Source organism: Ramlibacter sp. (assembly GCF_028291745.1).
Lineage (GTDB): Bacteria > Pseudomonadota > Gammaproteobacteria > Burkholderiales > Burkholderiaceae_C > Ramlibacter.
The window spans coordinates 45,556-69,955 of record NZ_JAQGNQ010000099.1; the positions used below are offsets into that span (position 1 = coordinate 45,556).

General features: G+C 67.2%; 24 protein-coding genes and 5 tRNA genes. 16 read left to right on the forward strand and 13 right to left on the reverse strand.

What is annotated here, in order from left to right:
• Positions 1 to 199: 199 nt before the first annotated feature.
• The 11 genes from argG to JWP60_RS18350 form a co-directional block, all read right to left on the reverse strand.
• The gene (argG, locus tag JWP60_RS18300) at positions 200 to 1,531 is read right to left on the reverse strand and encodes an argininosuccinate synthase (RefSeq protein ID WP_299794660.1); all 1,332 of its coding nucleotides are present in this window, start codon (positions 1,529 to 1,531) and stop codon (positions 200 to 202) included.
• Positions 1,532 to 1,540: 9 nt separating this feature from the next.
• Positions 1,541 to 1,858, reverse strand: a complete 318-nt coding sequence (locus tag JWP60_RS18305) for a pyrimidine/purine nucleoside phosphorylase (RefSeq protein WP_299794662.1) — start codon at positions 1,856 to 1,858, stop codon at positions 1,541 to 1,543.
• Positions 1,859 to 2,001: 143 nt separating this feature from the next.
• On the reverse strand, positions 2,002 to 2,664 hold the full coding sequence (locus tag JWP60_RS18310) for a hypothetical protein (protein WP_299794664.1): 663 nt from the start codon (positions 2,662 to 2,664) through the stop codon (positions 2,002 to 2,004).
• Positions 2,665 to 2,768: 104 nt separating this feature from the next.
• A complete protein-coding gene (locus JWP60_RS18315; protein ID WP_299794666.1) occupies positions 2,769 to 3,125 on the reverse strand; it encodes an ArsC family reductase in 357 nt (118 codons plus the stop codon).
• Between the two features lie 13 nt (positions 3,126 to 3,138).
• Positions 3,139 to 3,792 (reverse strand): hypothetical protein, encoded by a 654-nt coding sequence (locus JWP60_RS18320; protein WP_299794668.1) that lies wholly within the window; start codon positions 3,790 to 3,792, stop codon positions 3,139 to 3,141.
• Positions 3,789 to 4,832 (reverse strand): formate dehydrogenase subunit gamma, encoded by a 1,044-nt coding sequence (locus JWP60_RS18325; RefSeq protein WP_299794670.1) that lies wholly within the window; start codon positions 4,830 to 4,832, stop codon positions 3,789 to 3,791. Before JWP60_RS18325 ends, JWP60_RS18320 begins: the two co-directional genes overlap by 4 nt.
• Complete coding sequence (locus JWP60_RS18330) at positions 4,825 to 5,061, reverse strand: hypothetical protein (RefSeq protein ID WP_299794672.1); 237 nt, start codon at positions 5,059 to 5,061, stop codon at positions 4,825 to 4,827. Before JWP60_RS18330 ends, JWP60_RS18325 begins: the two co-directional genes overlap by 8 nt.
• Positions 5,058 to 5,738: a formate dehydrogenase FDH3 subunit beta gene (gene fdh3B, locus JWP60_RS18335; RefSeq protein WP_299794674.1), complete on the reverse strand. Its 681-nt coding sequence runs from the start codon at positions 5,736 to 5,738 to the stop codon at positions 5,058 to 5,060. Before fdh3B ends, JWP60_RS18330 begins: the two co-directional genes overlap by 4 nt.
• Positions 5,738 to 8,641 carry a molybdopterin-dependent oxidoreductase gene (locus JWP60_RS18340; protein WP_299794675.1) on the reverse strand — a complete coding sequence of 968 codons (2,904 nt, stop codon included), beginning with the start codon at positions 8,639 to 8,641 and terminating at the stop codon, positions 5,738 to 5,740. Before JWP60_RS18340 ends, fdh3B begins: the two co-directional genes overlap by 1 nt.
• Positions 8,642 to 8,643: 2 nt before the next feature.
• On the reverse strand, positions 8,644 to 8,859 hold the full coding sequence (locus JWP60_RS18345) for a formate dehydrogenase (RefSeq protein WP_299794676.1): 216 nt from the start codon (positions 8,857 to 8,859) through the stop codon (positions 8,644 to 8,646).
• Complete coding sequence (locus tag JWP60_RS18350) at positions 8,840 to 9,424, reverse strand: molecular chaperone TorD family protein (protein WP_299794677.1); 585 nt, start codon at positions 9,422 to 9,424, stop codon at positions 8,840 to 8,842. Before JWP60_RS18350 ends, JWP60_RS18345 begins: the two co-directional genes overlap by 20 nt.
• 122 nt (positions 9,425 to 9,546) lie before the next feature.
• On the opposite strand from JWP60_RS18350, the gene folC reads away from it, so the two are divergent.
• The 13 genes from folC to JWP60_RS18415 all read left to right on the forward strand — a co-directional run bounded on the left by folC (position 9,547) and on the right by JWP60_RS18415 (position 20,267).
• Positions 9,547 to 10,833: a bifunctional tetrahydrofolate synthase/dihydrofolate synthase gene (folC, locus tag JWP60_RS18355; protein WP_299794678.1), complete on the forward strand. Its 1,287-nt coding sequence runs from the start codon at positions 9,547 to 9,549 to the stop codon at positions 10,831 to 10,833.
• Between the two features lie 11 nt (positions 10,834 to 10,844).
• Complete coding sequence (locus tag JWP60_RS18360; protein ID WP_299794679.1) at positions 10,845 to 11,576, forward strand: SPOR domain-containing protein; 732 nt, start codon at positions 10,845 to 10,847, stop codon at positions 11,574 to 11,576.
• Positions 11,576 to 12,073, forward strand: a complete 498-nt coding sequence (locus JWP60_RS18365) for a CvpA family protein (RefSeq protein WP_299794680.1) — start codon at positions 11,576 to 11,578, stop codon at positions 12,071 to 12,073. Before JWP60_RS18360 ends, JWP60_RS18365 begins: the two co-directional genes overlap by 1 nt.
• A 32-nt stretch (positions 12,074 to 12,105) precedes the next feature.
• Positions 12,106 to 13,614: an amidophosphoribosyltransferase gene (purF, locus tag JWP60_RS18370; RefSeq protein ID WP_299794681.1), complete on the forward strand. Its 1,509-nt coding sequence runs from the start codon at positions 12,106 to 12,108 to the stop codon at positions 13,612 to 13,614.
• 1 nt (position 13,615) lies between these two features.
• A complete protein-coding gene (locus JWP60_RS18375; protein WP_299794683.1) occupies positions 13,616 to 14,827 on the forward strand; it encodes an O-succinylhomoserine sulfhydrylase in 1,212 nt (403 codons plus the stop codon).
• Positions 14,824 to 16,206, forward strand: coding sequence for a glutamate--tRNA ligase (gltX, locus tag JWP60_RS18380; protein ID WP_299794685.1), 1,383 nt, complete (start codon positions 14,824 to 14,826; stop codon positions 16,204 to 16,206). Before JWP60_RS18375 ends, gltX begins: the two co-directional genes overlap by 4 nt.
• Positions 16,207 to 16,239: 33 nt before the next feature.
• Positions 16,240 to 16,315 (forward strand) — tRNA-Ala (locus JWP60_RS18385).
• 42 nt (positions 16,316 to 16,357) lie between these two features.
• A tRNA-Glu gene (locus JWP60_RS18390) sits at positions 16,358 to 16,433 on the forward strand.
• Positions 16,434 to 16,502: 69 nt separating this feature from the next.
• Positions 16,503 to 16,579, forward strand: a tRNA-Asp gene (locus JWP60_RS18395).
• 162 nt (positions 16,580 to 16,741) lie between these two features.
• A tRNA-Glu gene (locus JWP60_RS18400) sits at positions 16,742 to 16,817 on the forward strand.
• Positions 16,818 to 16,885: 68 nt separating this feature from the next.
• A tRNA-Asp gene (locus JWP60_RS18405) sits at positions 16,886 to 16,962 on the forward strand.
• Positions 16,963 to 17,343: 381 nt separating this feature from the next.
• Positions 17,344 to 18,783: a HAMP domain-containing sensor histidine kinase gene (locus JWP60_RS18410; protein ID WP_299794687.1), complete on the forward strand. Its 1,440-nt coding sequence runs from the start codon at positions 17,344 to 17,346 to the stop codon at positions 18,781 to 18,783.
• 11 nt (positions 18,784 to 18,794) lie between these two features.
• A complete protein-coding gene (locus JWP60_RS18415) occupies positions 18,795 to 20,267 on the forward strand; it encodes a sigma-54 dependent transcriptional regulator (RefSeq protein WP_299794689.1) in 1,473 nt (490 codons plus the stop codon).
• A 248-nt stretch (positions 20,268 to 20,515) separates the two neighbouring features.
• Here the strand turns inward: JWP60_RS18415 and JWP60_RS18420 are convergent, their stop codons facing one another.
• On the reverse strand, positions 20,516 to 21,712 hold the full coding sequence (locus JWP60_RS18420) for a type II secretion system F family protein (protein ID WP_299794691.1): 1,197 nt from the start codon (positions 21,710 to 21,712) through the stop codon (positions 20,516 to 20,518).
• A 24-nt stretch (positions 21,713 to 21,736) separates the two neighbouring features.
• Positions 21,737 to 22,186, reverse strand: a complete 450-nt coding sequence (gene gspG / locus JWP60_RS18425) for a type II secretion system major pseudopilin GspG (RefSeq protein WP_299794693.1) — start codon at positions 22,184 to 22,186, stop codon at positions 21,737 to 21,739.
• 130 nt (positions 22,187 to 22,316) lie between these two features.
• On the opposite strand from gspG, the gene JWP60_RS18430 reads away from it, so the two are divergent.
• The 3 genes from JWP60_RS18430 to JWP60_RS18440 all read left to right on the forward strand — a co-directional run.
• The gene (locus JWP60_RS18430) at positions 22,317 to 22,958 is read left to right on the forward strand and encodes a lytic transglycosylase domain-containing protein (protein ID WP_299794695.1); all 642 of its coding nucleotides are present in this window, start codon (positions 22,317 to 22,319) and stop codon (positions 22,956 to 22,958) included.
• Between the two features lie 329 nt (positions 22,959 to 23,287).
• Positions 23,288 to 23,995 (forward strand): SCO family protein, encoded by a 708-nt coding sequence (locus JWP60_RS18435; RefSeq protein WP_299794697.1) that lies wholly within the window; start codon positions 23,288 to 23,290, stop codon positions 23,993 to 23,995.
• Between the two features lie 88 nt (positions 23,996 to 24,083).
• On the forward strand, positions 24,084 to 24,400 hold a 317-nt coding region (locus JWP60_RS18440; RefSeq protein ID WP_299794699.1), incomplete at its 3' end, for a hypothetical protein.

Sequence of the window (24,400 nt, forward strand, 5' to 3'; positions counted from 1 at the left end):
ATAGCTGCTGCGGGCGCGGCCGCGGTGATCCGGGCTTGGTGCTTCCCCGCTTGCCATGGCCCGCGCTTCGCGGGTGGTGGGGTCGCTACGCGATCCCACCCTACCGAGCGCGCTTGCCATTGTGTGGGGGTCGACGCGATCCCTCCCGACGCAGCATCAGCCGTAGGGTGGGATCGCGCAGCGACCCCACCGGACCCCTTCAGTCGTTCCCGAGCTGCGGCAGCGGCGCGTCCCCGCCCGTGGTCAGCAGCCCCGTGCGGGCATAGATGCCCAGCTTCTCGCGCGTGTCCGCGATGTCCAGGTTGCGCATCGTCAACTGGCCGATGCGGTCCTTGGGCGAGAACGGCGCGTTCTCCACCTTTTCCATCGACAGCCGCTCCGGCGCGTACGTGAGGTTGGGCGACTCGGTGTTCAGGATCGAGTAGTCGTTGCCGCGGCGCAGTTCCACCGAGACTTCGCCCGTGACCGCGCGCGCCACCCAGCGCTGCGCCGTCTCGCGCAGCATGATCGATTGCGGATCGAACCAGCGGCCCTGATAGAGCAGGCGCCCCAGCTTGCGGCCGTTGTCGCGGTACTGCTCGATCGTGTCCTCGTTGTGGATGCCGGTCACGAGGCGCTCGTAGGCGATGAACAGCAGCGCGAGCCCGGGGGCCTCGTAGATCCCGCGGCTCTTCGCCTCGATGATCCGGTTCTCGATCTGGTCGCTCATGCCCAGGCCATGGCGGCCGCCGATGCGGTTGGCCTCGAGAATGAGTTCGACCGGGTCGTCGAAGCTCTTGCCGTTCAGGGCGACCGGCCGGCCCTCCTCGAAGCGCACGCGCACTTCTTCGGCCTTGACCGCGACTTCGTCCTTCCAGAACGCCACGCCCATGATCGGATTGACGATCTTGATGCCGGAGTTCAGCTGCTCCAGGTCCTTGGCTTCGTGCGTGGCGCCCAGCATGTTGCTGTCGGTGGAGTAGGCCTTCTCGGCCGACATCTTGTAGCCGAAGCCGGCGGCCGTCATGAACGCCGACATCTCCGCGCGGCCACCGAGTTCGTCGATGAAGGCCTGGTCCAGCCAGGGCTTGTAGATGCGCAGCGACGGATTGGTCAGCAGCCCGTAGCGGTAGAAGCGCTCGATGTCGTTGCCCTTGAAGGTGCTGCCGTCGCCCCAGATGTGGACGTCGTCCTCCTTCATCGCCGCCACCAGCATCGTGCCCGTGACGGCCCGGCCCAGGGGCGTCGTGTTGAAGTAGGTCGTCCCGGCCGTGGAGATGTGGAAGGCGCCGCATTGCAGGGCGGCAATGCCTTCGTACGCGAGCTGCTTGCGGCAGTCGATCAGGCGCGCCTGCTCGGCGCCGTACTCCATCGCCTTGCGCGGGATCGCGTCGTAGTCGGTTTCATCCGGCTGGCCCAGGTTGGCGGTATACGCATAGGGGATCGCGCCCTTCTTGCGCATCCAGTGCAGGGCGGCGGAGGTGTCCAGCCCGCCGGAAAAGGCGATGCCGACCTTCTGCGCGAGCGGCAGGTTCTCGAGGATCGTGCTCATGGAATCCGATCAGCCGAAGTGGCAGATGTAGTGATAGGGCTCGGCGACGCGGATCTCGAAGCTGGAGTTCGCGGGGATCGCGAACTGCTCGCCCGCGGCGGACTTCTTCCACTCGCTGCTGCCGGCCAGCTTGTACTCGCAGGCGCCGCCCACGCACTCCATGATTTCCGGCGCGCCGGTGTTGAAGGTGAGGCTGGACTGCAGGATCACGCCCACCGACTTCTTCGTGCCGTCGGCGAGCGTGATGCCGTGGCTCACGCACTTGCCGTCGAAGTAGACGTTGGCCTTGGTGGTGACGGCAACGCCGTCGATTCGCTCGGTGGTCATGGAGAAGCTTCCGGGGAAACCGCCAATTTTAGGCGAGCGCCGCAGCGCCCTTGCCCGGACCCTCCCCCGGAGGGAAGGGAGCAAAACCGGACGCCCAAGAAAAAAGCCGCCTCGCGGCGGCTTCCCTGCGGGCACCGAAGTGCTCAGCGCCAGTGGCGATGGCCACCGCCGAACACGAAGCCCAGCGACACGCCCACCGGCGAATACGGCTGGTAGTACGGGTAGTACGCCGGGTAGGCGGGGTAGGCAGGATAGGCGGCGTACGGCTGGTACATGATGGGCGCCGGGGCGACCATCGTGGCGACACCCTGCATCGGCGGGGCGGTGACCACGCCGCCCTGGGCGACGTTGTTGCCCACGGGCGAGACCTGCAACTGCACGGTACGACCCGGGTCGTACGGCATCTGCGTCGTGTACTGGCGACCGGCGTATTCGTAGGTCACGTTGTAGCCGACCGTGCGGTTCTCGTACGTGCTTTCCGTCATGCAGTTCGGCTGGACGTAGCGGTGGTTGTTGGCTTCCACGTTGTTGCCGACGATGGCGCCCAGAACGGTGCCACCCACGATGGCCGCCGCGTGGCCGGCCCCGGCGCCCACGGCGCTGCCGATGGCACCACCGGCCAGGGCGCCGAGCAGGCCGCCGCCACCGGAGGTGGGGCCCTGGACGACGCCGCCCGGTGCGCACACCTGGCGCGGCACGGCGACTTGCTGGATCACGGGCGTGCTGGAGACGACCTGGCCGACTTCCTGCGCAGCGGCGCCAAAGGCAAGCAGGCCAAGCGCGGTGAAAAGAAAGGTCTGTTTCATGGCAAGAACTCGTTGAGCTGAGGGACTACGGATGCTGAAAGTCTAGACAGACCCTGCCTCGGCTGCACGTGATGATGGGTAAAGGCCGCGTAAAAATAGGTCGCTCAGGGATTCCTGCGCGCGGCCCAGCCCGCGGAGTCGAAACCCACGGTGACGCTGCCGTCGGGCCATTCGACCACCGGCCGCTTGATGACGCTGGGCGTCTCCAGCATGAGTCGGCGGGCGCCTTCCGCGTTGCCGCAGCGCAACTGCTGATCGCCGTCGAGCTTGCGCCAGGTCGTGCCCTGGCGATTGAGCAGCTTCTCCCAGCCCGCCGCGCCCAGCCACGCGTCCAGGCGTTCGGGTGGCACGCCGGCCTTCTTGAAATCGTGGAAGCGGTACTCCACGCCCTGGTCGGCCAGCCAGGCGCGTGCCTTCTTCACCGTGTCGCAGTTCGGGATGCCGTAGAGGGTGGGGACCATCCGGCGATCATAGTCAGGGCTTCGGGCCTGCCTGCACGGGCGATTTGGGATCCAGCACGGCTGGCGTGGCCGGCTTGGTGGCGGTCTTCACGTCGGTACTGGCCGGCGCCGTGCCGAACTTCTCGCTGCGGATGGTCATGTCGGCCGCGTGGGCGCCAGTCACCGACGGCTGAGCCGATGCGGCAGCGCCCGTCGCGGCATTGCTGGAGTCGCGGCCTTGCGCCGCCGCCCGTGCGTGCCATCGCGCGGCCACCGCATCCATCGAAGCCGTCAGTTCCTGCTGCTGTCGTTGCGCATCGGAGAGCGCGGGAGCACTGGCTGCGCTCGCCGGCGTCAGGGCCGCGCTTGCCGCCTGGCCGGGCGCGGCGGCAGCGGGCGCAGGGCCGGCGGGCTGCTGGCCGGGCGTGGTCGCCGCGGTGGTGCCGCCCATGGCCGTGCCACCGGTGTTGCCCTCGGCGCCTTTCGGGATGCCCGGCGTGCCGGCCGGGCCGGGCTGCGTCGTCGACGGTTTGCCGGCCGTTGCCATCACTTCGCCGCTCGTGTGACCGCCCGACGACAGATCGCCGACGAACCGGGTCTGGAGCACGCCGTCCTTCGTGGGTGGCGCGGCGGAGTCGCCGCAGCCCGCGAGAACGAGCACGCCGGCCGCCAGCAGCAGCGGCTTCATGAAAGCTCCCGAGGGTCCGATTGCGCGAGCCGTTCGCGGCCCCGCACCTGCTCGTACCAGGCACGGTGGTGGGTTCGCGCCCAGCTTTCATCGACCGTGCCGCGCCGCATCGCGGTGTACGCACCGGGCGTGCCGAGCGTGCCCGTGTAGATGTGACCGAGTGCCGCCGCGATGTAGAAGGTGGCGCCCGCCACGTGCAGGTAGTCCGCCCATTGCAGCAGATAGCGGGTCGCCTGCAGATTAGTGAAGTCCAGCAACAGGCCGGTCAGCGACATCAACAGTCCGAGCAGCACGACGCCGGCCCAGAACCAGAGCTTTTCGCCGGCATTGAAGTAGCCCGCCGTCACGTGCCCGCCCCCGGGCGCCCGGCCGAAATGGCGCAGCCACTGCCAGTCGCCGGGGCGGAAGAAGTTGTGGCGCACGAAGCCGAAGAACATCACGACCGAAAGCACCAGGAACAGCGGCCCCAGCACGTTGTGCAGGTACTTCGAGGCGATCGCCAGCCACGAGAACAGGTCGTGCCCCAGCAGCGGCAGCAGCGCCTTCTTGCCGAAGAAGATCACCAGCCCGGTGAAGGCCATCAACAGGAAGACGATCGCGACCGTCCAGTGCACAACGCGCATCCAGCGCGGAAAGCGCGTGATCCGCCGGCCGGTATCGGGCTCGTCGGGCAGCGACGGGCCCACCACCTTGTGGACCACCGCGATCCCCAGCAGCGCGAGCACCAGCACCACGGCGCTGGCGGTCGAAACGGGCCCGTTGCGCAGCGTGCGCCAGGTATTGCCGCCTCGTTGCAGGATCAGGTCCTGCTCCGCGTCGTTGCGCCCGGGCGGCACCAGGTAGTGCCGGTCCATGTGGTGGCGCCCGGAGGCCGGCGAGGTCAGGCCGGGCTCGGGCGAGTCCTTCTCCTGCTGCAGGATGGTCTGCTCCTCGGCGTACGCCGGCACCGCGTCCCGGTTCGGCACCGCCGCCTGCAGCGCCGGCGTGACGAGCAGCACCAGGGTCACCGCGGCCAGCCAGCGTCTTGCGCGCTCACTCATACGGGGCCCCCTTGTCGAAGGTGCGCAGATACTCGTCCTGCAGCCAGTTGCGGTCGATGATGGTCGCCGTCCACGCCAGCCGGTCATCGTGGAAGTTGCGCTGCTGCGGCAGGTTGTCCGGCTTGCCGTTGTACTTGCCCTCGCGCCAGGGCGGGTGCTGTTTCACTTCGAGGCAGCCGGCCAGCAGCGTCGTCGCCGCCAGCAGCACGACGATGGGCAAGCGCTTCATGACGGCAGCTTCCTCGGATCGTTCTGCGAGACGTTGGGCATCTGGTTGATGCGCGGCCCGTCGCCGGTGACGCCGATCTTGCCGTGCTTGCCCGCGTCGTAGGCGAGGTCCCAGCCCCACAGCTCGGGGCCGTAGCCGCGGGTCTCGACGCGATGGCGGTAGATTTCGCCGATCAGATTGGCCTCGCCTCCCAGCAGCGCCTTGGTGGCGCACTGCTCGGCGCACACCGGAAGCTTGCCTTCGCTCAGGCGATTGCGGCCGTACTTCTTGAACTCCGCTTCACTGTTGTCCGGCTCCGGCCCGCCGTTGCAGAAGGTGCACTTGTCCATCTTGCCGCGGTGATTGAACGCCCCCGACGACGGGAACTGCGGCGCGCCGAACGGGCAGGCATAGAAGCAGTAGCCGCAGCCTATGCACATGTCCTTGTCATGCAGCACCACGCCGTCCTCGGTGTGATAGAAGCAGTCGACCGGGCACACCGCCATGCACGGCGCGTCGGTGCAGTGCATGCATGCGACGGAGATCGAGGCCTCGCCGGGCACGCCGTCGTTGATGGTCACCGTGCGCCGGCGGTTCACGCCCCACGGCGTCTCGTTCTCGTTCTTGCAGGCGGTCACGCAGCCGTTGCACTCGATGCAGCGCTCGGTGTCGCAGATGAACTTCATTCTTGCGGCCATCACGCCTCCTTGTGCTTGCCGAAACCACCGGAATACCGCACCAGCCGGCAGAGCGAGACCTTGGTCTCCTGCATCATGGTCACGGCGTCGTAGCCATAGGTCCAGCCGCAGTTGGCGGCCTCGCCGAGCACGATGGGCGCCGCGCCTTCGGGGTAGTTCTTGCGCAGGTCCTCGCCCATCCACCAGCCGCCGAAGTGATACGGCATCCACACCACGCCTTCGGGCACGCGCGGCGTGATGAAGACCATGATCTTCAGCCGCGCCCCCGAAGGCGTCTCGACCCACACGTACTCGTGCGTCTTCACGGGCAGCTGCAGCGCGTCATGCGGATTGACCTCGATGAACATGGTCTGCTGCAATTCCGCCAGCCACGGGTTCGAGCGCGTCTCGTCGCCGCCGCCCTCGTATTCCACCAGCCGGCCCGAGGTCATGATCAGCGGGAACTGGTCGGCGAAGTTCATCGCCTGCACCGACTTGAAGAGCGTGGGCAGGCGCCAGAACGCCTTCTTGTCGTCATAGGTGGGGTACTGCGTGACCAGGTCGCGGCGCGGGCTCATGAGCGGCTCGCGATGCACCGGCACCGGGTCGGGGAAGTTCCACACGCTCACCCGCGCGCGCGCATTGCCGTAGACCGCGCAGCCGTGCGCCATCGTCACGCGGATGATCCCGCCCGAGAGGTCGGTCTTCCAGTTCTTGCCCTCGGCCAGCGCCTGCTCCTGCGGCGTGAGCTCGCTCCACCATCCGAGCTTCTTCAGCAGGACGTGGTCGAACTCGGGGTAGCCGGTGTCGATCTCGCTGCGAGCGGTGGTGGAGCCATCCGGCGCGAGCAGGTTGGAGCCCTTGTACTCGACGCCCCAGTTCGCGCGGAAGGGCATGCCGCCTTCCATCACGTGCCTGGACAGGTCGTACAGCACCGGCGTGCCGGGGTGCTTGAGCTCCGGCGTTCCCCAGCACGGCCACGGCAGGCCGTAGTAGTCGCCGGCGCACGGGCCGTCCACCGCCTTCAGCGTGGTGGGGCTGAAGGACTTCTTGTTCTCCATGTGCAGCTTCAGGCGCTCGGGGGAACAGCCCGTGTAGCCGATCGTCCAGCAGGAGCGGTTGATCTCGCGCAGGATGTCCTCGATCACCGGCTCGTCGCGCACCACCTTGATGTTCTTGCACAGCTGCTCGTGGAAGCCGAACTTCCGCGCGAAGAGATACATGATCTCGTGGTCGGTCTTGCTGTCGAACAGCGGCTGGATCACGCGCTCGCGCCACTGGATGCTGCGGTTGGAGGCCGTCACCGAGCCCTGCGTCTCGAACTGGCTGGTGGAGGGCAGCAGGTACACGCCGTCCTGCCGCCCGTGCATCGCGGCGGTCATGGTGGGATACGGATCGATCACCACCAGCAGGTCGAGCTTCTGCATCGCCGCCTTCTCGTCCGGCATGCGCGTGATGCTGTTGGGCGCGTGGCCCCAGAATAAACATGCGCGCAGCGGGCTCGGCTGGTCGACGTACTCCTTGTGTTCCAGCACCGCGTCGTACCAGCGCGAGACGGTGGTGCCCGGCTTCTCCATCAGCGCCTTGGAGCCGAAGCGTCCGAGCAGCCACGGATAGTCGACGCCCCAGACGCTGGCGAAATGCTTCCACGCGCCTTCGGCGACGCCGTAGTAGCCGGGCAGCGAATCCGGGTTGGGGCCGACGTCGGTGGCGCCCTGCACGTTGTCGTGCCCGCGGTAGATGTTGGCGCCGCCGCCGGCCGTGCCGATGTTGCCCAGCACCAGTTGCAGGATGCACAGCGCGCGCACGTTGGCGGTGCCCACGTGGTGCTGCGTGATGCCCATGCACCAGACCACCGAAGACGGCTTGTTCTTCGCCAGCATCTCCGCGGCACGTTGCACCACCGTCTCGGGCACGCCGGTGACGTCGGCGACCCGGTGCGGGTCCCACTTCGCCACTTCCTTGCGCACGTCTTCCATGCCCCAGGTGCGGTCCTCGATGTACTTCTTGTCCTCCCAGCCGTTCTGGAAGATGTGCCACAGCATGCCCCACACGAAAGCGATGTCGGTGCCGGGGCGGATGCGCACGTAATGGTGGGCGAAGCGCGCCGTGCGGGTGAAGCGCGGATCGACCACGATCATCTTGGCGCCCAGCTCCTTGGCATGCAGGAAGTGCAGCATGGAGATGGGATGCGCCTCGGCCGGATTGGAGCCGATGAACAGCACGGCCTTGCTGAAGTGCAGGTCGTTGAAGGAGTTGGTCATCGCCCCGTAGCCGAAGGTCTGGGCGACGCCGGCAACGGTGGTCGAATGGCAGATGCGCGCCTGGTGGTCGCAGTTGTTCGAGCCCCACATCGAGACGAACTTGCGCAGCAGGTAGGCCTGCTCGTTGTTGTGCTTGCTGGAACCGATCCAGAAGATCGCGTCGGGCCCGGCCTGCTGCCGGATCTGCAGCAGCTTGTCGCCGACCTCGTTGATCGCCTGGTCCCAGCTGATGCGCTGGTACTTGCCGTTGACCAGCTTCATGGGATACCGCAGGCGGTGTTCGCCGTGGCCGTGCTCGCGCACGGAGGCGCCCTTGGCGCAATGGGCGCCCATGTTGATGGGCGAATCGAAGGCGGTGTCCTGGCGGACCCAGACGCCGTTCTGCACCACGGCCTCCACCGAACAGCCCACCGAGCAGTGGCTGCAGACGGTGTGCTTGATCTGGAACGGCGTGGAGCCCGGCAACGTAGTGACCTGCGCCTGCGCCTCGGCGATCACCTGCGGCGGTCGCTCGCGCACGAGCGCGGCAAGCCCGGCCGCCAGTCCGCCGGCCTGGAGAAAACCGCGCCGGCCGACCGTGGGCTGCGCCGCCGGACGGGGCAAGGGGCGCCGGGCAGCGGGTGCGGCGCCCGCGGGAGTCTTGCGGGTGAGCAGGGGCATGGTCAGAACCGGGCCAGCTCGTAATACCTGCGAGTGTGTTCGGTCTCGTGATAGCCCCGCGGCCGCTCTTGCGCTTGCGGTGCGGCCGAGGCTGGCGCGCTCACTGCGCCGGCCGATGCCGCGGGGCCCAGCACGGCAAGCGCGGCACCCGCGGCCGCGGCGTTGCGCGTGCGCCCCAGCAGGCGACGTCGTTCGGGATCAGGGATGGGTCGTGACATGCATGGCTTCCTGTTCGAAGAAGGTTTGGGCGACGGTGGCGACCGCGCGGTAGAAGTCCGCACCCGGCGCGGTCGCGATGTCCTGCAGGCAGCGCGCCGACCAGCCGGCGAGATGCCGCTCGAAGAACTCCTGCTGCACCGCTGCGCTGCGGCCGCTGGCGATCAGCACGCGCATGGTTTCGCACAGGGCGCCGAGGTGGTCTTCGAGTTCGGTGGCGCCCGGCGCCCGTGCCAGGCCCAGCCGGCGCAGGTCGTCACGCAGCGCCGCCAGCGGCTTGTCCATGAGCCAGCCGGCGAGGTAGTGGCACTGGTAGGGATTGAGCCGCGGCGTGCCGGCGGCGATGAAGAGCGCGTCGTACTCCTGCAGCGCCTGTGGGCCACAGCGCTGCGCGGCCGCGAGCAGTTCGTTCCACGCGAGTTCGGGTTCGTCCTGGAGCGCCTCGTTGCGCGGCAGCGCCGCCAGCGAGGCGATCAGTTGCGCATCGGGCCCGAGCAACAGCGCCGCAAGCAGCGCATAGACATCGGCCCTGCCTTGTTCTTCCTGCAACGGCATCAGTTCCGGCACGCAAAGGCTTCCAGATTCCTGCAACGTTCGATTCGCTCGCGTCAGGATATTTATTTCGACTCATCCATGCCAAGTTGCCGGTACTTTTTTTCCGCGGACGCGCGACGCTGGACAATGGAGCCATGAACACATTGAGCGAGTGGCTGGCGCATTGCGAGCGCCTGCACCCTAAGACGATCGACCTGGGACTGGCGCGCGTGCAGGCCGTGGCGCAGCGCCTGGACCTGGGCTTCGCCTGCCCGGTGGTCACGGTCGCCGGCACCAACGGCAAGGGGTCCACCTGCGCGATGCTGGAAGCCATCGCCTTGCAGGCCGGCTGGCGCACGGGCGTCTACGCCTCGCCGCACCTGGTGCACTTCGAGGAACGCTGCCGCATCGGCGGCGAGATCGTCGCCCCGGATGCCCTGGTGCCGCACTTCGCGCGGGTGGAAGCGGCGCGCCAGGACACCAGCCTGACCTATTTCGAATTCACCACCCTGGCGATCCTGAGCCTGCTGGCCGCCAGCGCGCTGGATGTGGCAATCCTCGAGGTCGGACTCGGCGGCCGCCTCGATGCCGTGAATGCCATCGATACCGACTGCGCCATCATCACCAGCATCGACCTGGACCACATGGACTACCTCGGGCCGGACCGCGAGAGCATCGGTCGCGAGAAGGCCGGCATCCTGCGTGCCGGCAAGCCCGCCATCGTCAGCGATCCCATGCCGCCGCACAGCGTGATCCAGTACGCCAACGCGCTGGGCGCCGACTTGTGGCTGGCGGGCCGCGACTTCAACTTCTCGGGCGACCAGCAGCAATGGGCCTGGGCCGGCCGCGGCCGCCGCTATTCGGGCCTGGCCTATCCGGCGCTGCGCGGCGCCAACCAGTTGCTGAATGCTTCCGGCGTACTGGCCGCGTTCGAGGCCTTGCGGCAGCAGTTGCCCGTCACCGCGCAGGCGATCCGCAACGGTCTCGCGATGGTCGACCTGCCGGGCCGGTTCCAGATCGTTCCCGGCCAGCCGACATTGGTGCTCGATGTCGCGCACAACCCGCACGCGGTGGCGGCGCTCGCGGCCAATCTCGACGCGATGGGCTTCTATCCGGCCACGCACGCGGTCTTCGGCGCAATGGGCGACAAGGACCTGGGCACGATGCTGGCCAAGCTCGGGCCCATCATCGATCGCTGGTACTTCACCGACCTGCCGACGCCGCGCGCGGCCAGCGCGCAGGCGCTGCTGCTGCAATGGCAGGCGACGCCCGGCCAGCGCAAGCTGCCGGCCAGTGTCCATGCCAGCCCGCGGGATGCGCTGGCGGCCGCGGTGGCCGCTGCAGAGCCCGCTGATAGAATCCTGGTCTTCGGATCGTTCTACACGGTGGGCGGCGTCCTCACGCAAGGCGTGCCCCGTCTGTCCGCCAAGCATCTCGGCTGACCCTCATCTCCATGGCCTTGTTCAAGTCGCGCAAGAAAAAGGTCGACGAGCCGGTGATAGCCGCTCCCGCCGAAAGCATCGAAGTGATGCGCCGCCGCGCGCGCCATCGGCTGATCGGCGCGGTGGTGCTGGTGCTGGTGGCGGTCGTCGGCTTTCCGATCCTGTTCGACACGCAGCCGCGCCCGGTGGCGGTCGACATCCCCATCGAGATCCCGGACCGCAACAAGGTCAAGCCGCTGCCGCCCGCGCCGCCGGCACCCGCCGCCGTGGCCGCCGGCAAGGTCACTCCGCCCGCCGCACCTGCCGCCCCGGTGATCACCGAGAGCCGTGCCGAGGCCGAGGCCGCCGTGCCGGTGGCAAAGCCCGCTGCGCCGCCGCGGATCGCCAAGGCCGAGCCCGCGCCGGAGAAAAAGCCGGAACCCCGGGCCGAAAGCAAACCCGAACCGAAGGTGGCCGACGCGGCCAAGGCGCGCGCGCTGCTGGCGGGCAAGTCCATCGATGCCGCGGCCGACGGCGTGCGCTACGTGGTGCAGGTCGGCGCGTTTGCCGAGAAGGACAAGGCCAGGATGGCGCAGCAGAAGCTCGAGCGCGCGGGGCTGAAGAACTACACCAACGTCGCCGAGACGAAGAACGGCACCCGCATCCGCGTGCGCGCGGGCCCGTTCGCCTCCAAGGCCGAGGCGGACAAGGCGGCCGAAAAGATCAAGGGGCTGGATTTGCCCGCCGCCATCCTCACTCTGTAGTGGCGGTCCTGGACTGGGTGGTGGTGGCCCTGCTGGCAGCGTCGGTGCTGCTGGGATTGTGGCGTGGCCTCGTGTACGAGGTGCTGTCGGTGCTGAACTGGCTGGCGGCTTTCGTGCTGGCGCAGTGGCTCGCGCCGCGCGCGGCGGCGCTGATGCCGTTCAGCCGCGCCAGCCCGTCGGTCCAGTACGCTGCGGGCTTCGTGGTGGTGTTCATCGCGGCCCTGTTCGCCGGCGGCCTGGTGGCGTGGCTGACGAAGCAACTGGTCGAAGCCGTGGGGCTGCGGCCGATCGACCGGGCGCTCGGCGGCGTGTTCGGCCTGGTGCGCGGCCTGCTGGCGGTGCTGGCGCTGGCCGTGGTGGTCCATCTCACCGGCCTCAAGAACGGCGTGTGGTGGACGGAATCGATGACGTCCGGGGCCGCGACCGCGGCCCTGCGTGGATTGAAGCCGGTGGTGCCCGAACGCTTCGGCACCTTCCTGCCGGCCCGGGAACTCTGAAAAATCGCGCAGGCGGTTGGAAAGTCGGAACTATGTGCGGAATCGTAGGGGTAGTGAGCCAGGCCCCGTGCAACCAGTTGATCTACGACGCGCTGCTGCTGCTGCAGCACCGCGGCCAGGACGCGGCCGGCATCGTCACCCTGCAGGGCCGCAAGGTCTACATGCACAAGGCCAAGGGCATGGTGCGCGACGTCTTCCGCACGCGCAACATGCGGGCCTTGCCCGGCAACGTCGGCCTGGGGCAGGTGCGCTATCCCACCGCGGGCAATGCGTACAGCGAAGAGGAGGCGCAGCCCTTCTACGTGAACGCGCCCTTCGGCATCACGCTGGCCCACAACGGCAACCTCACCAACGCGCAGGCACTGAAGGCGGAGCTGTTCTCCACCGATCACCGGCACATCAACACCGAGAGCGACACCGAGGTGCTGGTCAACGTGTTCGCGCACGAACTGGAACGCACCACGCGCGGCATCGCGCTCACGCCGCAGGACGTGTTCACGGCGGTGGCCAACGTGCACAGGCGCATCCGCGGCTCCTATGCGGTGGTGACGCTGATCGCCGGCCACGGGCTGCTGGCCTTCCGCGATCCGTACGGCATTCGCCCGCTCTGTCTCGGCCGCAGTGCCGAGGGCACCGTGATGGTGGCCAGCGAGTCGGTCACGCTCGAAGGCACCGGCCACCGGCTGGAGCGCAACGTCGCACCCGGCGAGGCGGTGTTCGTGGACCTGCAGGGGCAGGTGCACCGGCAGCAATGCGCCGAGCGGCCGCAGCTGTCGCCCTGCATCTTCGAATACGTCTACCTCGCGCGTCCGGATTCCGAGCTCGATGGCATCTCCGTCTACCAGGCGCGGCTGAACCTGGGCGAGACGCTCGCCAAGCGCGTGATCTCCACCGTGCCGCCGAACGAGATCGACGTCGTGATCCCGATTCCGGAATCGAGCCGCCCGAGCGCGATGCAGCTGGCGCAGCTGCTGGGCCTGCCGTACCGCGAAGGCTTCGTGAAGAACCGCTATGTCGGCCGGACCTTCATCATGCCCGGGCAGTCGGTGCGCAAGAAGAGCGTGCGCCAGAAGCTGAACGTGATCACCAGCGAGTTCAAGGGCCGCAACGTGCTGCTGGTGGACGACTCCATCGTGCGCGGCACCACCTGCCGCGAGATCGTGCAGATGGCACGCGACGCCGGCGCCCGCAAGGTCTACATGGCCAGTGCCGCGCCGCCGGTGCGCTTTCCGAATGTCTATGGCATCGACATGCCGACCTCGGCCGAGCTCGTGGCGCACGGCCGCACGGTGGAGGAGGTGCGCCAGATCATCGGCTGCGACGCACTGATCTACCAGGATGTCGAAGGCATGAAGAACGCTATCGGCAAGCTCAACCCGCAGATCAGCGGCTTCGATGCCTCGTGCTTCGACGGCGTCTACGTGACCGGCGACATCAACCCCGAAGACATCTCCCGCATCAACGAGGCGCGCATCGGCCAGGAAGACCCGCTGGAAGAGAACACCACGCGCCTGTCCATCCCGAATCCCCAGGAAGCCTGACATGAAGGCCAAGACCCTTCCCCCCGGTCTGCACCGCGACACCCTGGCCGTGCGCACCGCGCTGCCCGCCAGCCAGTGGGGTGAAAACTCGGAGGCGCTGTATCTCACCAGCGGCTTCGTGCAGCCCGATGCCGAAACCTCGGCACGCCGCTTCGCCAACCCGCAGGAAGGCTATACCTACGGCCGCACCTCGAATCCCACGGTCTCCAGCTTCGAGCAGCGGCTGGCCGCCATGGAGGGCACCGAAGCCGCCATCGCCACCGCCACCGGCATGGCCGCCATCCTGTTGCTGGGAATGGGCTTGCTGAAAGCGGGCGCCCACGTGATCTGCTCGCGCTCGGTGTTCGGCTCCACGCTCAATCTCTTTGCCAAGGAGTTCGGCAAGTTCGGCGTGGCCAGCACCTTCGTCGCGCAGACCGACCTGCAGGAGTGGCAGGCGGCCGTGCGGCCGGAGACCCGGCTGCTGTTCGCCGAGACGCCGACCAATCCGCTGACCGACCTGTGCGACATCCGCGCACTGGCCGATGTCGCGCACAACGCCGGCGCGCTGCTCGCCGTCGACAACTGCTTCTGCTCGCCCGCGCTGCAGCGTCCCACGGAGCTGGGTGCCGATCTCGTGATCCACTCGGGGACCAAATACCTCGATGGCCAGGGCCGCGTGATGGCCGGTGCGATCTGCGGCCCGGAAAAGATGATCGCCGACGTGTTCGCGCCCATCGTCCGCACGGCGGGCATGACACTCGCGCCCTTCAATGCGTGGGTGGTTCTCAAGGGCCTGGAGACGCTGGGCATCCGCATGCGGGCGCAGTGCGCCAACGCGCTGGCGATCGCGCACTTCCTCGAATCGCATCCTGCCGTCACGCGCGTGTACTACCCCGGCCTCGAGTCGCATCCGCAGCACGCGCTGGCGATGAAGCAGCAGTCCGGCCTGGGCGGCGCGGTCGTCTCCTTCGACGTGCGCGGCAGCGATCCCGACACGCTGCGGCGCCATGCGTTCAAGGTGATCGACAGCGTCGAAGTGATCAGCATCGCCACCAACCTCGGCGACACCAAGTCCATCATCAGCCACTCGGCGACCACCTCGCACGGACGCCTGAGCGAGCAGCAGCGGCAGGCCGCCGGCATCGGCCAGGGCCTGATCCGGCTGGCCGTGGGCCTGGAACACGGCGACGACATCAAGGCCGATCTCGCGCGCGGACTGGACAAGCTGTGAAAGTCAGAACCCGTTTCGCGCCGTCGCCGACCGGCTTCATCCATCTCGGCAACATCCGTTCGGCGCTGTACCCGTGGGCCTTCGCGCGCTCGCAGGGCGGCACCTTCATCCTGCGCATCGAGGACACCGACCTCGAGCGCTCCACGCAGGCGGCGGTCGACGTCATCCTCGAAGGGATGCGCTGGCTGGGGCTGGATCCGGATGAAGGGCCGTTCTACCAGATGCAGCGCATGGACCGCTATCGCACGGTGATCGCGCAGATGCAGGAGCAGGGCCTGGTCTATCCCTGCTACATGAGCGTGGCCGACCTCGACACGCTGCGCGAGCGGCAGATGGCCAACAAGGAGAAGCCGCGCTACGACGGCACCTGGCGCCCCGAGCCGGGCAAGACCTTGCCGGCCGTTCCCGAAGGCATGCAGCCGGTGTGGCGCTTCCGCAATCCGGTCGGCGGCTCGGTCGTGTGGGACGACAAGGTCAAGGGCCGCATCGAGATCAGCAACGACGAACTTGACGACCTGGTGATCGCGCGGCCGGACGGCACGCCGACGTACAACTTCTGCGTGGTGGTCGACGACATCGACATGGAGATCACCCATGTGATCCGCGGCGACGACCACGTGAACAACACGCCGCGCCAGATCAACATCTTCCGGGCCCTGGGCAAGGAGCCGCCGGTGTACGCGCACCTGCCCACCGTGCTGAACGAGCAGGGCGAGAAGATGTCCAAGCGCAACGGCGCCAAGCCGGTCACGCAGTACCGCGACGAAGGCTTCCTGCCCGAGGCGATGGTCAATTACCTGGCGCGCCTGGGCTGGTCGCACGGGGATGCCGAGATCTTCAGCCGCGAGCAGTTCCTGCAGTGGTTCAACCTCGACCACCTGGGCCGCAGCGCGGCGCAGTTCGACGAGGCCAAGCTGCGCTGGGTGAACGCGCAACACATGAAGGCCAGCGCGGACGAGGAGCTCGCGCTGCTCGTCACCGGCTTGCTCAGGCAGCGCGGCATCGCGGCCGATGCCCGCCTGCCGGCGATCTGCGGCCTGTTGAAGGATCGCTGCGATACCACCGTGCTGCTCGCCGACTGGGCGGCGCGCTTCTACAGCCCCGTCACGCCGGATCCTGCGGAAGTTGCCAGGCACATCACCGATGGCGTGCGGCCGGCGATCTCGATGCTGGCGCGCATGCTCGCGGCCTGCCCCTGGACGCGCGAGGACATCACCGAGGCGGTGAAGGAAACGCTGCGCGCCACCGGCCTGAAGATGCCGCAGTTGGCGATGCCCGTGCGCGTGCTCGTGATGGGTACCGCGCAAACGCCTTCGCTCGACGCGGTGCTGGCACTGAGCCTGCGCGAACGTGTGCTCGAGCAGCTCGGGAAGGCCTGATTTCAGTGTAGAATTCGAGGCTCGACACCGGCAGGGGGTATAGCTCAGCTGGGAGAGCGCTTGCATGGCATGCAAGAGGTCAGCGGTTCGATCCCGCTTACCTCCACCACAAGTGTCGAGAGGCCAATCGAAAGATTCGTCCAAAGGTTTTGACCCTATCGTCTAGAGGCCTAGGACATCACCCTTTCACGGTGAGTACCGGGGTTCGAATCCCCGTAGGGTCGCCAAGACAACGCAAGTTGAACTGGCAACAAGACGGCAGCACTTGGCCCGCGAGGGCAGACGCTGTACCGCGTGGAGTGGTAGTTCAGTTGGTTAGAATACCGGCCTGTCACGCCGGGGGTCGCGGGTTCGAGTCCCGTCCACTCCGCCAGTCATTCGAAAACGGACACGGGCTTCGGCCCGTGTTTCTTTTAGCGAGGACGAAGGCCCAGGGGTATAGCGCAGCTCGGAGAGCGCTTGCATGGCATGCAAGATGTCAGCGGTTAGCTCCCGCTTACCTCCACCAGGTTTTCGTTGAGTTCGTCCAGGTTGTGACCCTATCGTCTAGAGGCCTAGGACATCACCCTTTCACGGTGAGTACCGGGGTTCGAATCCCCGTAGGGTCGCCACACAACGCAAGTTGTACCGGCAGCAAGGCCGCAGCACTTGGCCCGCAAGGGCAGACGCTGCACCGCGTGGAGTGGTAGTTCAGTTGGTTAGAATACCGGCCTGTCACGCCGGGGGTCGCGGGTTCGAGTCCCGTCCACTCCGCCACCCATTCGAAGGCCTCGCCGCACAACGGCGAGGCCTTTTTCCTGGCCCCGCGCAAGGCGGGGGCGCTGGGCAGCGGCGGAACCGCGTCGATGACAATTTGGCCCCTGTCAATCCGCCAAATTCCCGACGTAGTGCAAAAGGTAAAAAAGTTGGAGCAACGCGGCACTTTCGTGCCGACTTCTGCTTGCAAATTGCTTATCGCCAGCCGCGCGCCCATAATGAAACCGAGCTTACAAATAAAAACGGGCGCGGACTTGGGAGGTCAAGCGACTCGCAAAGAAGACAGCAGGAGGAGCCGTGAAGCAATTCGCCGGCGTTCTGGGCCGCGGTTTACCGCGCCGTCGTACTTTCGAAAGGCCGAAGGCCGTGCCCCAGGCTGCCATGCCAGCGCCTGCGTCCGCTGCCCCGGGCGGCATGGAGGCCGCCGGTGCCAGCAGGGACGCGAGACCCTTCAATCTGCTGCGGTGGTTTTCCATCGCCAGCCTGGCTGCGCTGTTGCCGGTTGCGGCAGTGACGGGTTCGATCCTTTCGCACTACATCACCCAGGAGGCGCTGCAGCGTGACGCGCTGCTGACGGCGCAGTTCATCCAGAACTGCCTGGACGTCGAGGCCGCGCAGATCGGCGCCGTCGGCCTGTCGCAGTACCTGGATCCACGCGTCGATCCCGCGCCGGCGGGCCTCACCCCGAAGGCGGTGGCGCAGGCGCGCGCCGAGGTCTACGAGCACCTGGAAACGCTGCCCGACGTGCTGCTGACCACGGTCTATGCGCGCGACGGTCGCATCGTCTGGTCCACCAATCGCGCGCTGATCGGCACGCAGGCGCCGCCCAACGACGAACTCGACGAGGCCTTCGCCTCCAAGGCCGACGTCGCGCGCCATCATTCCAGCAACATCGGCCAGCGCGAGGAACAGCGCTTCGTGGTGGAGCCCAAGGACTTCTTCATCGAGAACTACGTGCCGCTGCCCAACAGCAAGGGCGAAATCGTGGCCGTGGTCGAGGTGTACAAGGAGCCGCGCAACCTGATGGCCGCCATCCAGACCGGGCAGCTGCTGGTGTGGGCCACCACGCTCGCGGGCGGCATCGTGATCTACCTGGGCCTGTTCAGCATCATCCGCCGCGGCTCGCGCCTGCTCAAGCAGCAGGAGCGGCAGCTCGTGGACGCGCAGTCGCAGATGTTCGCCGGCGAAATGGCGACGGCGCTGGCGCACAGCCTGCGCAATCCGCTGGCCAGCGTGCGCTCCAGCGCCGAACTGGCGCTGTGCACCGACGACCTGCCGGTGCGCAAGAACGCGCAGGACATCATCACGCAAGTGGACTTCCTGTCGCAGTGGGTGCGGGAGCTGCTGCTGTATTCGCGCCCACTGACCGGCGAGACCGAGGCGGTCGACGTGTGCGCGGTGCTGGGCGGCGTGCTTGCTTCGTTCGCGACTTCGCTCGAACGCTCGGGCATCGAGATCCGCTGGGATCGCAAGCAGTGCCCGAAGTCGCAGGTGCAAGGCAACAACTCGCTCGTGCGGCAGGCGCTGCACAGCGTGATTTCCAATGCGGTCGAGTCGATGCCGGGCGGCGGGACGCTCGACGTCGAGCTGCACGAGATTGGCGAACCCGAAGGCGTGGAACTGGTCGTGCGCGACACCGGCGTCGGCATGAGCAAGCAGCAGCTCGCGACCGCGTTCAAGCCTTTTCATACCACCAAAGCGCATGGGCTCGGCGTAGGCCTGCCCATGGTCCAGCGGGCGATGGAACGCTTCGGCGGCCACGTCACGCTCTCCAGCACCGAGAATGCCGGCACCGAAGTCCGGCTGCATTTCAGGACCTGAGGCGAACCTACATGGGAAGAATGATTCTGGTGGTCGAGGACGACGCCATCCAGGCCAGCAACATCACGGCGTATCTCACGCGCAACGGCTGGGACGTGCAGTCCTGCAGCACCGCGGAAGAGGCGCTCGGCATTTCCGACACGCTGCATCCCGATGCGGTCGTGACGGACCAGCGCCTGCCGCGGATGTCCGGCATCGAGATGATGCAGAAGATGCGCGAGGTCGATCCGCTGCTCAAGTGCATCGTGATGACCGGCGACGACAGCGCGCAGACGGCGGTGCAGGCCATGAAGGCCGGTGCCTACGACTACGTGTTGAAGCCGGTGGTGATGGCGGAGCTGCACCTGTTGCTCGAGCGCGCGATCGGCGCCGCCCGGATGGAGCAGGCGCTGCAGTTCCATCAGCAGCGCCAGGCGAGCGGTGCCGGCATCGCCGCGCTGATCGGCGATTCGGCGAACATGCGCGAGATGAAGTCCACCATCCGCCACATCCTCGATGCCGAGCGGCGCGTGGCGGACGGCGACTTGCCGGCGGTGCTGATCGTCGGCGAGACCGGGACCGGCAAGGAACTGGTGGCGCGCTCGATGCACTTCGACGGCGCCCGCGCTTCGGGCCCCTTCGTGGAGATCAACTGCGCCTCCATTCCTTCGCACCTGCTCGAGTCCGAGTTGTTCGGGCACGAGAAGGGCGCGTTCACCGATGCCAAGGAGCGCCGCACGGGCCTGGTCGAAGCGGCCGACGGCGGCACGCTGTTCCTCGACGAGATCGGCGAGATCGACCTGTCGCTGCAGGCCAAGCTGCTGAAGCTGCTGGAAGAGAAGACGGTACGCCGCATCGGCGCGGTGAAGGAGCGCAAGGTCAACCTGCGCATCATCAGCGCCACCAACCGCGACCTCGAGTCGATGGTGCGGCAGGGCACGTTCCGCAGCGACCTGTATTTCCGCCTGCGCATCATCTCGGTCAGCGTGCCTTCGCTGCGCAGCCGCGGCCACGACATCCTGCTGCTGGCGCGCCACTTCCTCGAGTCGCACGGCCGGCGTTACGGCAAGCCCGGCCTGCGCTTCAGCGACGACGCCGAGCACGTGCTGCTGCAGTACTACTGGCCGGGCAACGTGCGTGAGCTGCGCAACATGCTGGAGCAGACAGTGCTGCTCGCGCCCTCGGACGTGATCACGCCGGCGCAACTGGTGCTGTGCCCCATGCTGGCTCCGGAGCCCGAGGTGCCCATGATGCCGCAGCAGCGCGACCTGCGCGGCTTCGTGAGGCCGGCGGCCGCCGTGCCGCGCAACGACATGGAGCAACTGGCAGAGGCCGAGCGAGCGCTGCTCGTGAGCACCCTGGAGCGCACCGGCTGGAACGTCACCAAGTCCGCCAAGCTGCTGGGCCTGTCGCGCGACATGATGCGCTACCGCATCGAGAAGATGGGACTCACGCGTCCGGCCGACGAACCCGGATCGAGCTTCAGCCCCATCGGCCAGATCTGAGCCTCTCAAGAACAACGGCCCGCATTGCGGGCCGTTTGCTTTTGTCGTTCGCCCTGAGGGGCGTGTGGTGGGCGGACCAGGCAATTTGAACGCAGAAGACGCAGAAGGAAAGCACCGAACACGCGGAAAAAAGCAGGATGAATGAATGACATCCCTGCTCGCATCCTTCTGCGTGTTCGGTCTTCCTTCTGCGTCTTCTGCGTTCAGAATTCCTTGCAGCAGCACCGCGCCCGAAGGCCCGGTGCTGCCTACTTGATGCTCCCCGCCAGTTCGAAGATCGGCATGTACATCAGGACCACCACGACGCCGATCACGCCGCCCACGAAGACCATCAGCAGCGGCTCGAAGAGGCGCACGAACCAGTCGATCCAGCGGCCCATTTCCTCGTCGTAGAAATCCGCCGTGCGCTCCATCATCGCGCCCAGGTTGCCGGCCTGCTCTCCCGCATGCAGCATGCGCAGGGCCACCGGGGTGGAGAGATGGTTCATCTCGAAGGCCTGCGACAGCGGCTGGCCTTCGCGCACGCGTTGCGCCGCCAGGTCCAGCAGCTGCGCCATGCGCGCACCCACCAAGCCGCGGGCCATGCCGATGGCCGTGAGGATGGGGATGCCGCTTTGCATCAGGATGCCGAGCGAGCGATAGAGCCGCGTCACGTGGTACAGGAAGACCCGGTCGCGCACGCCGGGCAGGGCCGCGATCGTGCGGCCCACGGCCTGCCGCACGGCGACCATCTGCCACAGCCCGAACAGCGCCGCGAAGAACAGCACGATGCCTACGAGGATCGGGCCGAAGTTCTCGTGAATGAGGTGGCCCAGTTGCATCAGCGCCCGCGACAGCCAGGGCAGCCGCGTGCCCATGTCGCCGAACACCTGGCTGAAGCGCGGCACCACGTAGCCGATCAGGAACAGCAGCACGCCGCCGCCCACGACCAGCAGCAGGATCGGGTACACCGAAGCGCCGACGATCTTCTGCGTGAGCATGTCGATCCGCGTGCGGTACGCCACGTAGCGTGTCAGCCCGCTGCTCACCGCGCCGGTCTTCTCGCTGGACTGGACCAGCGCCACGTACAGATCGGGAAAGATCTCCGGGAACTGCGACAGCGATGACGAGAACGACTTGCCCTCGTACAGCAGCCGCACGAGTTGCGTGAGCACCTTGCGCGTGGTCGCGTCCTGCTCTTTCTCGGCCAGGCTTTCCAGCGCCGTGATCAGCGACAGGCCGGCGTTGACCAGGGTCGCGAGCTCCTGGCTGAAAAGCACCAGCGGAAACTTGCGCCGGCGCCCGAGGCTTGCGCCCAGCGCCGACAGCTTGCGGGCGGGCGCTACTGTCAGCACCCGCATGCCCTGATGTTCCGCCACCTGGCGGGCACTCTCGGCGGTGCCCGCATCCACCGTCATCTGGACGATGCCGCGGCCACCCTGGAACGCCTTGATCTGGTACTGCACGCGGCCTCCGTCGCTTCGGTCGCGTCAGTTGTTGTTGTAGTTGATGTCGGCGTTCTCGTCGGTGCCGCCGGGGGCGCCGTCCTTGCCGAGGGAGAGCAGGTCGAACTCGCCGGTATCGCCGGGCGACTTGTAGCCATACGCACGGCCCCACGGATCGTTCGGCACCGCCTTCTGCAGATAGGGGCCGTGCCACTTCGGCTCGTTGGCGGGCGCGGCACCGAGGGCGGCCAGGCCCTGCTCGGTGCTGGGGTAGCGGCCCACGTCGATGCGGTACATGTCCAGCGCCTTGGCAATGCTGGAGATCTGCGCCTGCGCCGCCTTGGCTTCCGATTTTCCAAGCTGGTTGAAGTAGCGCGGACCGACGATGCTGACCAGCAGCCCGAGGACCACCAGCACGACCAGCAGTTCGAGCAGGGTAAACCCGCGAAGCGTGCCGCGGCGAGTTTGCGAAGAGAAGGGAATGGCATGGGTCATGGCAGGCTCACCTCAGTAAGGACGCGTGCAGGAACGCAACTTTGATGCCGGCCGGCATCAGCGCGTGGTCCGCGTCTTGCGTGCCGGATCTTCTCGGCCCCTCACGGGTCGCCGTACCCGGAAGTTCATCATGCATCGTTGCAACCTGTCCAGCCGAATCGTGCAATGCGGCGTGGCGCTGGCACTCGCGGCCATCGGCACCGCGCACGCCGCGGGCGCCGACGGCATCAGCGTGCGCGACGAAGGCGAAGAGGGCCTGGTCCTGAGCAACCTCGATGCGTTGCCGATGCCAGCGATTGCGAGCGTGCCGCCGGCCGTGAGCCCCGGCGCGCGGGTGCCGGCGAAGCGCATGTCGGAGAGCACTGCGCGCCGCAAGGAGCTGTTTGCGCCGCTCGTGCGCGCCGCGGCGCAGGCGCATGGCTTGCCGGAGGCCTTGCTGCATGCGGTGATCGAGGTCGAATCGGGTTTCGATGCGGCCGCCGTCTCACCCAGGGGCGCGCTCGGCCTCATGCAGCTGATGCCGGACACCGCGCGCGAGTTGCGCGTGCGGGATGCCCGCGATCCTGCTGCCAACATCGACGGCGGCGCACGCTACCTGAAGGAACTGCTCGCGCGTTTCGGCAACGACCTGTCCTTGGCGCTTGCCGCATACAACGCCGGCCCGGGCGCCGTGCAACGCAGCGGCGGCATTCCGCGCAACGCGGAAACGCAGAACTACGTGCCGCGGGTGATGGCGCGCTATCAAAGCCTGCGCAACGGCGGCACCGAATAGTGGGGCGGTTGGGGGTTTTCACACACCCCGCCTCCCCCAAGGTTGGGGAAACCCACCGGCAGCTTCCCCACTGCACACACCTGCTCCCCGAGAGATTCCGATGCCGGCTACAGCCGCGTGGCGCAGCGCTGTACGGCTGCGTGATGACATTGCAAGCGCGACTGCATCGCGCGTCTGCAGGCGGCGCGCGCCACTGTGCGAAGCCACGTGCATGTCATCCGGATGGAGGGGCGCGAAAGGCTGGGCCCGTTCTTTGCGTAACACAGGTTACACCCCGCAGTGCGCCGCGGGAGACCGATCCACCACGAGGAGAGCGAAGGATGAAGCAGATGACGTTGACCACCAAGGCAGCCTTGCTGGTGGCAATTGCATGCTTCGCATCGATCGCATGGCCGCACGAGGGGCACTCGCACGACCACGGCACGCAGTCCGCTGCGCCTGCCACCTCGCGCCCCGTCAAACTCACCGATACGCAGCTGCTCGATCAGGACGGTCACAAGCTGCGCCTGGCCAGCGATGCGGTCGCGGGCAAGGTAGTGGTCGTGACCTTCGTCTACACGAACTGCACGGACACCTGTTCAATGGTTTCGCAGACCTTCTCGCAGGTGCAGGAGCAGCTCGGAGCGCTGATGGAAGACCGCGTGCGACTGCTCTCGCTCACGGTGGACCCGGCGCGCGACACGCCCGCACGCCTGAAGGAATACGCGGCCAACTTCAATCCGAAGCGCGGCTGGCTGTGGCTCACCGGCGAGCAGGCCAACGTTACCGCCGCGCAGCAGGCCTTCGGCGTGACGATCCGCAACCCCGAAAACCATCCGGCGCAGATCCTGATAGGCGACTCCAAGAGTGGCCGCTGGACTCGCCTGTACGACGTTGACCAACCGCAGCAGGTGCTCGCGAAAGTCAACGAATTCCTCGCTGCCCAACGCGCCGACAAGCAAGCCGCACACGACGGCACGGCGCAAGAGCAGTGCAACCCGCACCCGCATTCCGCGGGTGTGCAAACGAAACCTGGCTGCGTCGCACGGCCTGGTTGATTGAAGAAATGCGGCAGGACGCGGGCAAGCGTAATCCGGTAAAGCTCGCGATCACCATCCCCCCCTTTGCATCTCACAGGATTAGACAATGAACCCGAAACGCAATTTGATTTCGGCGGCGGTGGTCCTCGCCATTGCAGCTGCCGCCTCGCCGGCCTTCGCCACCCTTGAACGCCTGGGTCCCGTGGATCGCTCGCCGACCATCGGCGGCTACCCCGCCTGGTTCCAGGACCACACCGGCGTCGCCGTTGATTTCTGCGACCCCAAGTCGCAGGCTGAACTCACTGGCGGCTGGTGCACGGTGCTCCCCGGCAACGTCAACTTTCCGGAAAGCTTCCCCGGCAACTTCTTCAACGAGCACTTCTATTACGACGCCGTGAGCAAGATCGGCGGCGGCGGCGGCGG

What these genes read in the sequence shown, in the direction of transcription:
- gspG (WP_299794693.1), bottom strand. Translation starts at nt 22,186, where the DNA reads ATGACCCATGCCATTCCCTTCTCTTCGCAAACTCGCCGCGGCACGCTT.
- JWP60_RS18320 (WP_299794668.1), bottom strand. Translation starts at nt 3,792, where the DNA reads ATGAAGCCGCTGCTGCTGGCGGCCGGCGTGCTCGTTCTCGCGGGCTGC.
- JWP60_RS18325 (WP_299794670.1), bottom strand. Translation starts at nt 4,832, where the DNA reads ATGAGTGAGCGCGCAAGACGCTGGCTGGCCGCGGTGACCCTGGTGCTG.
- JWP60_RS18415 (WP_299794689.1), top strand. Translation starts at nt 18,795, where the DNA reads ATGGGAAGAATGATTCTGGTGGTCGAGGACGACGCCATCCAGGCCAGC.
- JWP60_RS18345 (WP_299794676.1), bottom strand. Translation starts at nt 8,859, where the DNA reads ATGTCACGACCCATCCCTGATCCCGAACGACGTCGCCTGCTGGGGCGC.
- argG (WP_299794660.1), bottom strand. Translation starts at nt 1,531, where the DNA reads ATGAGCACGATCCTCGAGAACCTGCCGCTCGCGCAGAAGGTCGGCATC.
- JWP60_RS18310 (WP_299794664.1), bottom strand. Translation starts at nt 2,664, where the DNA reads ATGAAACAGACCTTTCTTTTCACCGCGCTTGGCCTGCTTGCCTTTGGC.
- JWP60_RS18360 (WP_299794679.1), top strand. Translation starts at nt 10,845, where the DNA reads ATGGCCTTGTTCAAGTCGCGCAAGAAAAAGGTCGACGAGCCGGTGATA.
- JWP60_RS18305 (WP_299794662.1), bottom strand. Translation starts at nt 1,858, where the DNA reads ATGACCACCGAGCGAATCGACGGCGTTGCCGTCACCACCAAGGCCAAC.
- purF (WP_299794681.1), top strand. Translation starts at nt 12,106, where the DNA reads ATGTGCGGAATCGTAGGGGTAGTGAGCCAGGCCCCGTGCAACCAGTTG.
- JWP60_RS18330 (WP_299794672.1), bottom strand. Translation starts at nt 5,061, where the DNA reads ATGAAGCGCTTGCCCATCGTCGTGCTGCTGGCGGCGACGACGCTGCTG.
- JWP60_RS18435 (WP_299794697.1), top strand. Translation starts at nt 23,288, where the DNA reads ATGACGTTGACCACCAAGGCAGCCTTGCTGGTGGCAATTGCATGCTTC.
- JWP60_RS18430 (WP_299794695.1), top strand. Translation starts at nt 22,317, where the DNA reads ATGCATCGTTGCAACCTGTCCAGCCGAATCGTGCAATGCGGCGTGGCG.
- folC (WP_299794678.1), top strand. Translation starts at nt 9,547, where the DNA reads ATGAACACATTGAGCGAGTGGCTGGCGCATTGCGAGCGCCTGCACCCT.
- fdh3B (WP_299794674.1), bottom strand. Translation starts at nt 5,738, where the DNA reads ATGGCCGCAAGAATGAAGTTCATCTGCGACACCGAGCGCTGCATCGAG.
- JWP60_RS18410 (WP_299794687.1), top strand. Translation starts at nt 17,344, where the DNA reads ATGCCAGCGCCTGCGTCCGCTGCCCCGGGCGGCATGGAGGCCGCCGGT.
- JWP60_RS18375 (WP_299794683.1), top strand. Translation starts at nt 13,616, where the DNA reads ATGAAGGCCAAGACCCTTCCCCCCGGTCTGCACCGCGACACCCTGGCC.
- JWP60_RS18340 (WP_299794675.1), bottom strand. Translation starts at nt 8,641, where the DNA reads ATGCCCCTGCTCACCCGCAAGACTCCCGCGGGCGCCGCACCCGCTGCC.
- JWP60_RS18315 (WP_299794666.1), bottom strand. Translation starts at nt 3,125, where the DNA reads ATGGTCCCCACCCTCTACGGCATCCCGAACTGCGACACGGTGAAGAAG.